At 44.2% G+C, this 10,307-nt stretch carries 12 protein-coding genes; 5 read left to right on the plus strand and 7 right to left on the minus strand.

The genetic code is table 11. From position 1 onward, the window contains the following. The first annotated feature begins 45 nt into the window (after positions 1-45). Positions 46-510 carry a DUF6078 family protein gene (locus GGR07_RS12365; protein ID WP_051322511.1) on the plus strand — a complete coding sequence of 155 codons (465 nt, stop codon included), beginning with the start codon at positions 46-48 and terminating at the stop codon, positions 508-510. 492 nt (positions 511-1,002) lie between these two features. Then, positions 1,003-1,248: an RNA recognition motif domain-containing protein gene (locus GGR07_RS12370; protein WP_021646217.1), complete on the plus strand. Its 246-nt coding sequence runs from the start codon at positions 1,003-1,005 to the stop codon at positions 1,246-1,248. Between the two features lie 342 nt (positions 1,249-1,590). Here GGR07_RS12370 and GGR07_RS12375 read toward each other — a convergent pair whose 3' ends face one another. Both GGR07_RS12375 and GGR07_RS12380 read right to left on the minus strand, forming a co-directional pair. Then, entirely contained in the window at positions 1,591-2,361 is a 771-nt protein-coding gene (locus GGR07_RS12375) for an ABC transporter ATP-binding protein (RefSeq protein ID WP_034543559.1), read from the minus strand. Next, positions 2,358-3,101 (minus strand): MlaE family ABC transporter permease, encoded by a 744-nt coding sequence (locus GGR07_RS12380; RefSeq protein WP_027324179.1) that lies wholly within the window; start codon positions 3,099-3,101, stop codon positions 2,358-2,360. Before GGR07_RS12380 ends, GGR07_RS12375 begins: the two co-directional genes overlap by 4 nt. Positions 3,102-3,177: 76 nt before the next feature. Here GGR07_RS12380 and lptB point away from each other — a divergent pair, with 76 nt between their 5' ends. Continuing rightward, positions 3,178-3,957: an LPS export ABC transporter ATP-binding protein gene (gene lptB / locus GGR07_RS12385; RefSeq protein WP_034543560.1), complete on the plus strand. Its 780-nt coding sequence runs from the start codon at positions 3,178-3,180 to the stop codon at positions 3,955-3,957. Positions 3,958-4,287: 330 nt separating this feature from the next. On the opposite strand, the gene der is transcribed toward lptB, so the two are convergent. The 5 genes from der to GGR07_RS12410 all read right to left on the minus strand — a co-directional run bounded on the left by der (position 4,288) and on the right by GGR07_RS12410 (position 8,498). Continuing rightward, positions 4,288-5,601: a ribosome biogenesis GTPase Der gene (gene der / locus GGR07_RS12390; RefSeq protein WP_027324177.1), complete on the minus strand. Its 1,314-nt coding sequence runs from the start codon at positions 5,599-5,601 to the stop codon at positions 4,288-4,290. Positions 5,602-5,652: 51 nt separating this feature from the next. Next, positions 5,653-6,534, minus strand: coding sequence for a GTPase Era (gene era / locus GGR07_RS12395; protein WP_034543561.1), 882 nt, complete (start codon positions 6,532-6,534; stop codon positions 5,653-5,655). A 92-nt stretch (positions 6,535-6,626) separates the two neighbouring features. Further along, complete coding sequence (locus GGR07_RS12400) at positions 6,627-7,631, minus strand: beta-ketoacyl-ACP synthase III (RefSeq protein WP_021646223.1); 1,005 nt, start codon at positions 7,629-7,631, stop codon at positions 6,627-6,629. Positions 7,632-7,720: 89 nt separating this feature from the next. After that, positions 7,721-7,906 carry a 50S ribosomal protein L32 gene (gene rpmF / locus GGR07_RS12405; protein WP_021646224.1) on the minus strand — a complete coding sequence of 62 codons (186 nt, stop codon included), beginning with the start codon at positions 7,904-7,906 and terminating at the stop codon, positions 7,721-7,723. Positions 7,907-7,919: 13 nt separating this feature from the next. After that, complete coding sequence (locus GGR07_RS12410; RefSeq protein WP_021646225.1) at positions 7,920-8,498, minus strand: YceD family protein; 579 nt, start codon at positions 8,496-8,498, stop codon at positions 7,920-7,922. Positions 8,499-9,152: 654 nt separating this feature from the next. Between GGR07_RS12410 and GGR07_RS13955 the strand changes: the two genes are divergently transcribed. Beyond that, a complete protein-coding gene (locus GGR07_RS13955) occupies positions 9,153-9,386 on the plus strand; it encodes a transposase (RefSeq protein ID WP_021646227.1) in 234 nt (77 codons plus the stop codon). 79 nt (positions 9,387-9,465) lie between these two features. Further along, positions 9,466-9,849 (plus strand): transposase, encoded by a 384-nt coding sequence (locus GGR07_RS12420; protein ID WP_021646228.1) that lies wholly within the window; start codon positions 9,466-9,468, stop codon positions 9,847-9,849. Positions 9,850-10,307 lie beyond the last annotated feature (458 nt).

Genomic DNA, 10,307 nt, shown 5'->3' on the forward strand with positions numbered 1-10,307 from the left:
CTTTTGCCCGACTTTTAAAAAACAACCTTAGAAATTCTTGATAGTATGGAACAAAACATGACCTCCCTGCAATTGCCCCATGATTTCGGCTTTTGCATGACCGGCGACTGCGAACGCAGCAACCGTTGCCTGCGGCATCAGGCATGGCTCCTGACCGATGGGCAAAAGCCTTTCCTCTCGGTGCTGAACCCCCGACACATCGCCTCCGCATACGGAAGCGCGTGCAATTATTTCATCCCTTACGAGAAGCAACGCTTTGCCAAAGGGATGCGGCACATCTACGACAATCTGCCCACCAAGCAAGCCGAGCAAATCAAAAACGGCATGCTACGCCGCTTCGGAAAGACACGTTACTACCGCTTCTACCGCGGCGACCAGTTCATTTCTCCCGAAGAGCAACGATACATCAAAGAGCTGTTCGAGGCCTGCGGCATCGCCGAAGAGCCCTGTTACGAGAGCTACCACGAAGATTATCTGTGTCCGCCCCGCATAAGGAACAAGTACGAATGACCGGGCGGTCGACACCGTAAAGCCGGTCGATGAACAGCCGGAGAAGGGTCTATATATACCTACGGTAGTTTCCCACTGGGGAAACAAAAGTTTCCCGCTTGGGAAAATAAAGTTTCCCCAGTGGGAAACTTTTGTTTCAACGGTGGGAAACTAAACGAACGCTGTATATACCACAGCCGGTGCAAGTATGGGCATCGTTCGAGATAAAGGCATGCAGCCTCCGGATCACGGGAGGTTTTTACGGGCGGGATAGCAGAAAAGCATATTTTTCCCTCATTTTCTGCAAATTAAATCTGCAAAAAGGCGGTGAATCCAAAAATTATGCTTTTCTTTGTCGCGGATTGACGGAACATTAGTTTTTCGATTGCGATTACAAGTTTTTACTTCTGTTTCAATATGGATTTGTAAACTCTCTGTTGTTTTAATCTTCTTATTAGTAGCCGCCAATCCGGAGAGTTTTATTCATTTATTTATTTTTTTATCATTTTCATTATGAACATTTATGTTGGAAACCTTAACTACCGTGTTAAGGAGGGAGATCTGCAACAAGTTATGGAAGATTACGGAGCAGTATCCTCCGTTAAAGTTATTATGGACCGCGAAACCGGCAAATCGAAAGGATTTGCATTCGTTGAAATGGAAGATGAGGCAGCAGCTTCTAAAGCTATCTCAGAGTTGAACGGAGCAGAATACATGGGACGTACCATGGTAGTTAAAGAAGCCAGACCGAGAGAATAATCTCAAGATACCGATATAGCAAACAGCGGGGATGCCTCGATGAGTTCCCCGCCCGAAAATAAACTTCACCCCTGCCGCAGCAGTTTGCAGTAGGGGTGAAATTTTATTTATTACAGATTCAAACGGAGCATGACAGCCACGCCTGTCGTGTTTGCACCGACGTGAGGTTTTATGTATTGCAGATTCAAACCGACTGCCTGAAAGGGCGGATTCACTTCAGTTCGGCACAGATCCTCCACCACAAGCTTGCAGGGCAGACGGAAACGCGGGCGAGAGGCTTCGGACCGGAACGGGACCGTTAATCGCAAGCTGTCAAAACTGTTTTTTTATTTATCTTTTCCTTCAGCCTTCCAATCCCTGTATTTCCACATCTTTCACTTTGCGCAGCAGGTCGGATGCGAAAATAAAATTGTTCAATCGCTCGTTGCTCGACGTGAAGACGTCATCTTTTGTTCCTTCCCACTCCTTCCGTCCCTCATAGATATAAACCACTTTGTCGCCTATGCCCATCACGGAGTTCATGTCGTGGGTGTTGATAATGGTAGTCATGTTGTATTCTTGGGTAATGTCGCGAATCAAAGCGTCTATCACCAGCGAAGTCTTCGGATCCAAGCCCGAATTGGGCTCATCGCAAAACAGATATTGAGGATTCAGCGCGATAGCCCGGGCAATGGCCACGCGCTTCTGCATTCCGCCGCTTATCTCGCCGGGGAATTTACTTTTGGCGTCCCTCAGGTTCACGCGATCGAGACAAAACATCGCGCGCTTCGTACGTTCGCGAAGCGTGTCGTTGCTGAACACATTGAGCGGAAACATCACGTTCTCCAACACAGACATAGAGTCGAACAGGGCCGCACTCTGAAAAATCATACCCATTTCGCGTCGAAGTATTTTCTTCTCTTTTTTGCCCATCAGCACAAGGTCGCGTCCGTCATACAAAACCTGCCCTTTTTCAGGGACCAGCAAACCGACAATACATTTCATCAAAACCGTTTTTCCCGACCCGCTTTGACCGATAATCAAATTGGTTTTCCCGTTCTCGAAAGTAGCGTCGATCGCTTCCAACACGCTCTTATCTTCAAAAGATTTATATAGTCCTTTAACCTCAATCATCCCATCAAAAGCTTAGTTAATATCAAATCGGCAAACAACACCAACACACTGCTGGATACCACAGCGTCGGTCGAAGCCTTCCCTACGGCAATTGAGCCTCCTTCTACCGTATATCCGAAAAAAGCGGACACGCTGGCAATGATAAACGCGAAGAAAAGCGATTTGATGACTCCCGCCCAGACAAACCACTCTACAAACATATATTGCAATCCGTATTCCAGATCTACGGCATTCATGATGCCGATAAACCAACAAGTACAGAAGGCTCCGATAATACCGGCGAATATGCTGAATGTGACCAACACGGGAATGACGGTGACCATGGCCGCTATTTTCGGCAGAATCAGAAAGCTTGCAGAGTTGACTCCCATGATTTCGAGCGCGTCGATCTGTTGCGTAACCCGCATCGTACCAAGCTCGGAAGCAATGTTCGACCCCACTTTCCCGGCCAATATCAAACACATGATGGAAGAAGAGAACTCCAGCAACATGATTTCGCGCGTCACATAGCCCACCGTCCAACGCGGCATCCACGCGCTCTCGATGTTCAGTTTGATTTGGATGGTAATAACAGCGCCTATAAAGAACGAAATCAGCAACACGATACCAATAGAGTTCACCCCCAGTTGCTCCATTTCGTGAAGGTACTGCCGGAAAAACACACGCATACGCTCAGGACGCGAAAAGACGCGCCCCATCAGCATGATATACCGCCCGACAGTTCTTAAAGCTTTTATCATATCTCACAACTATTTGCCTGCAAATGTACATCATTTCAGCTTATTTTTACTACATTTGCCGCAAAATAAAGCGAATATGGAAGAAGGCAAAATGGTGCTTCGCACGGAAAATCTGGTCAAAAAGTATGGTAAGCGGACGGTGGTAAGCCATGTGTCTATCGACGTGAAGCAAGGAGAAATTGTCGGATTGCTGGGACCGAACGGAGCCGGCAAGACGACCTCGTTCTACATGACCGTAGGACTGATTACTCCCAACGAAGGGCGCATCTTTCTCGATGATCTGGAGATCACCAACTTTCCCGTATACAAACGCGCGCAAACGGGAATCGGTTATCTTGCGCAAGAGGCTTCCGTATTTCGCCAGATGAGCGTGGAAGATAATATTGCTTCCGTGCTTGAAATGACCAACAAGCCGAAAGAATATCAGAAAGAAAAGCTTGAAAGTCTGATTGCGGAGTTCCGCCTGCAGAAGGTACGCAAGAACAAAGGGAACCAGCTATCGGGAGGCGAACGCCGCCGTACGGAAATAGCCCGCTGTCTGGCTATCGACCCGAAGTTCATCATGCTTGACGAACCTTTTGCGGGAGTAGACCCCATCGCCGTAGAAGATATCCAACAGATTGTATGGAAGCTGAAAGATAAAAACATCGGCATCCTCATTACCGACCACAACGTGCAGGAAACGCTGAGCATCACCGACCGCGCGTACCTGCTGTTCGAAGGAAAAATTCTGTTTCAAGGCACACCGGAGGAGCTGGCCGAGAACAAAATTGTACGCGAAAAGTATCTGAGCAACAGCTTTGTGCTACGCCGCAAAGATTTCCAGTTGGACAACCAACCCGGCAGTAATCAATGAAATATTATACCATACAAAAATTACAGGGAAGACATCGACATCCCTGCGTAAGGACAACGACCCGATAAAATATACGATACAAAAATGACAGAGGGACATCTCCTCTGCCTGAGAAGGTTTTCGCGTTTGCCTAAGCGAGTTTTTTTCGGCAAACGCGTTTTTTATTCATTCTTTTCCAATCTGCATTCAAAAGCAGTGAATCCTAAAAAATGAAATAGCGAAAATCCCGAATGTAGCAAACCATCGGAGCCTTACCAAGCAAATATTCTGAAATCGGGAAAAAACATTTGCTTGGTAAGACTCCGATGGTTTACCGAATTATGCGAACGCCTACTTCTGGCGGATGAAAATATTGATCGGTGTACCCGTCAAGTTCCATTTCTCTCGCATTTTATTTTCGAGGAATCGCCTGTACGGTTCTTTCACATACTGAGGCAAGTTGGCAAAAAACACAAACGAAGGCACTTGCGTATTGGGCAGCTGCGTCACATACTTAATCTTTATGTACTTTCCTTTGTTGGAAGGGGGCGGATATGCTTCGATCAACGGCAGCATCTCTTCATTCAGACGAGCGGTCGGTATGCGAGTCATGCGATTTTCGTACACATTACGTGCTTCTTCCAGCACCCGCAAGATGCGCTGTTTGGTCAGCGCCGAAGCAAAGATAATGGGAAAATCGACAAAAGGCGCCAGACGAGAGCGGACAGCATCTTCGAATGTTTTCATCACCTTTACGGTCTTGTCCTCCACCAAATCCCACTTGTTGATCACCACAACCAGTCCTTTCTGATTTCTCTGTATCAGAGAGAAAATATTCAAATCCTGACTTTCAATCCCGCGGGTAGCATCCAGCATCAGAATACAAACATCCGACCCTTCGATGGAGCGGATGGAGCGGACTACCGAATAGTATTCGAGGTCTTCGCTCACTTTACTCTTTTTACGGATTCCCGCCGTATCGACCAGATAAAAATCGAATCCGAACTTCGTGTAACGGGTATAGATAGAATCGCGGGTAGTTCCGGCTATTTCGGTCACAATGTTGCGGTCTTCGCCTATAAAAGCGTTGATGAGAGAAGACTTACCCGCGTTCGGACGACCCACTACCGCAAAGCGGGGAATATCGTCGTCCAGAATTTCTGAAGTTTCTTTTTTGAACTCACCGACAATCACATCCATCAAGTCGCCCGTGCCGCTTCCGGACACGGCAGAGATGCAATGCGGATCGCCCAATCCCAGTTTATAAAATTCAGGAGCATTGTATCGCAACTCATGATTGTCTGTTTTATTGGCTACCACAATTACCGGACGATTGGAACGACGCAGAATAGCGGCTACCTGCATATCCAGATCTGTCAGCCCATTCATTACATCCACAACAAACAGAATCACATCGGCTTCTTCTACAGCCAATAAGACCTGCTTACGAATCTCTTCTTCAAAGATATCGTCGGAGTTGACCACCCATCCTCCTGTATCTACCACAGAGAACTCACGGCCCAACCATTCAGACTTGCCATACTGCCTGTCGCGAGTCGTTCCCGCTTCTTCGTTCACAATAGCCTGACGTGTTTTGGTCAGACGGTTAAATAAGGTAGACTTGCCCACATTGGGGCGCCCTACAATTGCAACCAAATTTCCCATAGTTCCATTCCTTGTTTTTGCACGACTGTCACAGTCGCATGAATACTTTTCTTAATCCAATTGATAACCAAAGTTGCGCAGTTCCTTGTCTGAGCTGCGCCAATCCTTGTCAACCTTCACATACGTCTCCAGAAATATCGTTTTTCCGAAAAAACGTTCCAACTCCCGGCGCGCTTCGGTAGCTACTTTTTTCAAAGCCTTTCCCTGCTTGCCGATGATAATTCCCTTCTGCGAATCACGTTCTACATAAATCACAGCATGAATGTGGATCTTCTTGGCTTCTTCTTTAAATTCCTCTACCACCACTTCCACCGAATAGGGAATCTCTTTGTCATAATACAACAATATTTTCTCGCGGATAATCTCATTCACAAAGAAACGGGCAGGCTTATCCGTCCACTGGTCTTTGCCGAAATACGGAGGCGAATCCGGAAGAAGCTCTTTAATACGCTTCATCACATAATCCACATTAAACTTCGATGCTGCGGAAATCGGAATAATTTCCGCCTGAGGAAGAAATTCCTTCCACGATTCTACCAACCGAACCAACTTCTCCTGATCGGTAAGGTCGATTTTATTGATAAGCAATAAGATAGGAACTTCCATCCGGCGCACTTTCTCTATAAACTCGTCATTCTTGTCGGGTGTCTCCACCACATCGGTCACATAAAGCAATATGTCGGCATCCGTCAATGCCGAAGTCGAAAAGTTCAACATCGACTCCTGAAGCTTATAATTAGGCTTCAACACTCCGGGAGTATCCGAAAAAACGATTTGTATCTCGTCCGTATTATAAATTCCCATAATACGGTGACGCGTAGTCTGCGCCTTAAAAGTGGCAATCGAAATACGTTCGCCTACCAGCGCATTCATCAGTGTCGACTTCCCGACATTCGGATTACCTACAATATTAACAAAACCGGCTTTATGCATTTTCTTCTCTTTTTTATGGGTTGAGACAAAAAAACGCATCGAATCGAAATAGGATGCGTTTCTTTCTAATTATTTATTCATCAAATCAAGTGTTACTCTTTCTTTCCGTCATATCCCCATTTCACATAAACAGCACCCCATGTAAACCCGGCGCCGAATGCTGTGAAGATGATATTGTCGCCTTTCCTCAGCTTGTGCTCATAATCCCATATACACAATGGAAGTGTGCCCGCACTGGTATTCCCGTAATGCTGAATGTTTACCAGCACTTTATCCATCGAAACTTCCATGCGATGAGCCACAGCCTCGAGAATACGTATATTAGCCTGATGAGGGACAATCCAGTCGATGCAATCTTTATCCAGATTGTTTCTCTCAGCAATAGCAGCCGTCACGTCGGACATGCTTGAAACTGCATATTTAAAAACAGTCCTTCCTTCCTGATGCAGATAATGCATTTTATTGTCTACCGTGAAATAAGAGGCAGGACAAACCGAACCGCCTGCTTTCATATGCAGAAATGGCAAACCTTTACCATCGGTTCTCAGTATCGCATCCATGATGCCATAGTCTTCCGTAGTGGGTTCTACCATAAAAGCAGCAGCTCCGTCGCCGAAAATCGGGCAAGTGGCACGATCGGTATAATCGACCATCGACGACATTTTATCTGCGCCGACAATGATAACTTTCTTATATCTCCCTGAACGAATAAAGTTAGCGGCAACTTCCATCAGGTACAAGAAGCCGGAACAGGCCGCTTGCAGATCGAATGCAAAAGCGTTTTTCAAACCGAGCTTGTCACAAAGGATAGAAGCCGTAGAAGGAAAGTGATAATCAGGAGTAGTAGTAGCAACAACAACCAAATCTATATCATCGGGATGCGCACCGGTTTTTCTTAATAAATCCTTAGCCGCCTTACGCGCCATGTACGAACAACCTAATCCTTCTTCATTCAGAATATGCCTTTCTTTTACTCCGATACGGGTCATAATCCATTCATCGGTAGTATCCACCATCTTAGATAGTTCATCATTGCTCAGAATATAATCCGGTACATACCCGCCGACTCCTGTGATTACTGCATTAATTTTATCCATCAAACCTAATTTAAATTAGTAATATTAAATACCGAAAGCAGCCGGAGAGGTATGCTCTCAGGCTGTTTTGAGTATAACTGTACTAATTATCATACAGCTGCTTCTTTCGCAATAGCAAGTTTACCTCTGTAATAACCGCAAGCGTTGCATACAGTATGATAAACATGCCACTCGCCACAATTCGGGCAGATTGCCAATGTAGGAGCTACTGCCTTATCGTGAGTTCTTCTCTTCGCTGTTCTTGTTTTTGATTGTCTTCTCTTAGGATGTGCCATTTTTCTTTAAACTTTAATTATTATCTAATATTTTTTTTAATTCATTCCAACGGGGATCGATTGAGTCTCCTGTTTCTTCTATAGCAATATCGTCTTCCACATCAAAGGTTTCATCATCACTGCCATGATCGTCACCATCCGTCTTCAGATGCTTGCTCAGTTTGCTGGTCACAGCCTTATTACACTTTCCCGGAGCATGTACATGCTTCATTGGCAAGGCAAGTGCAATAAACTCATACATAAACCACGCAACGTTAATCCCACCTTCAGACTCAGGAATTACAATCAAGTTATCCCCTTCTTCGGCGTATTCTTGCCCGAACTTAACCAACAGTTTATCGGACGAGGCTATCGAAATATCCATGTCATCCAAACAACGATCGCATGAAACGCTCACCACACCTTCTGTCTGAAAGTGCAACTCGAAAGCCCGAGCAGTTCGCTTTACTGTCAACACCACATTGACTTTTCCTTTTTGCACTTCAGGACCATCAATGTGAGCAAAATAAAGATTATCCAACACAAACTCATATTTCATAGAGTCTGCCTGCATACCTCTTAAATCTATTTTGTATATATCAAACTTCCCCAAAGTATCTTTTCTTTTTAATCATTGCAAAAGACCGAACACATGTCCCTCATTCTTCCTATAAAAAACATGGCGTTCAAAACGAATAGACATAATTCGGGCGACAAAGATACAAATAAATATCTTCATTACGTAATATAGAAATAAAAAAAGTGGAGAATGGAATATTTTTTAAATATAATTGAAATGAAAGGTAAAGAGGTTCATACCCCCCAAAAAGCACATAGGACTCAATGATAAAAGCCATCCTTAACGCTATTCACAAGGGGCAATGCAATTAAAACGGAATATCAATGCCTCATATACATAAAGAATAATTAATATATTTACAAAACTAAGAAATCTGAAGACTTACTCCGGACACACCAACTGAAATACCACCATTCTTAAGGTGTTGAATTACAAATTGTTTTACCTGTTTATCTCTCACAAAACTCGCATTACCCGCTCCTGTTCCTACTCCGTATAAAAATCTATTTTAATGATTATGCCTAAATCGAGACAGCAGCATTTTTCTATTTAAACTTTTTGCATATCACAAGGAAAATTTTAAAAAAACTCTAGAGCTATCAGTAAATAGGCTCTAAAATGAATAGAAAATTATGGTTTTTCTCATTTCTTCATTTCTAATAGTTGAAAAAACAAAAATATTTATCAATGGATCCCCCCCTCCCGAACAAATTCCATAAAGAAAATTTATCTAACGCCAAGCGAGTAATCGACTGTTTCCATATACAGATGCCGGCTGGTGACGCCGTGCAGAAAATTAGAATCCGACACTGTTGGGAAGCGATACAGCAAGAAACAAATACCGGAGAGAAAACTATAGGATTGAAAAGGAAATACATCTCTTCTACAATATTCCCTACGATACACTATGCGGCGCCATGACTAAGATAAAGAATTGAAAAGTAAATAAACCAACATTCGGCGACATCTTCGGCGAACAGTACATGACTAAGATAAAGGATTGAAAAGGAAATACACTCGTTCTATCTTTGAAAATGATGATACACGCAGGGAATTATTAGCCGGAAACCGATATCTGCTTTTCAAATCGGCTGAGAAATCGACTGAATCACAGAAACTCAGAGCCAGAATATTATTCAGGGAGTATCCGGATATCAAACGGGCGTATTCACTAAGCCATTCTCTGCAAATAATGTTTAATAAATACTCCACAAAAGCCGGGGCCGAAACCAACTTGGCTAAGTGGTATCAGGCTGTCGAGGAATCAGGATTTGACTCTTTCAATACAATAGCGGTTACTTTGTACGACCGAAACGATGAAACTTTAAACTTCTATACCAATAGGGCATCAATGCACCTGCAGAGTCTTTTAATGTCAAAATAGAACAATTCAGGGCACAACTGAGAGGAGCCGTGGATATACCATTCTTATTGTACAGGCTGACTTAATTATACGCATAGCACACTTGAGTTTACTGGTGACCCGGTAACTCGCCGTTATTGAGAGGCCCAATTGAGGAATAGCTAACAAGAGATCCTTTCTATCCGAAATTCAGAAGAAGACATATGTCCATCTCCAGTAAAATTCGATAGTGTCCTAAATCCCTATCGCTCTTAACTCAAAGGCACTCAATACATACAGGAGTTCCCGGAAAAGGAAAAGAGCGCAGCCTTCCAAAGAATCCGTACTTGAACAAAGCAGAAAGGAAAGGTTCCAAAAAGGTCCCAAAAGAAAAAGGTACCCCCCAAAAAACAAGATTCCCCTCTCTTCCTTTTGAAGGGAAAAGAGGGGAATACAAGCAAAAAAAGGCGGCGACCTACTCTCCCACTGTGACGCAGTAC

This window comes from Bacteroides pyogenes, from assembly GCF_014196225.1.
Lineage (GTDB): Bacteria > Bacteroidota > Bacteroidia > Bacteroidales > Bacteroidaceae > Bacteroides > Bacteroides pyogenes_A.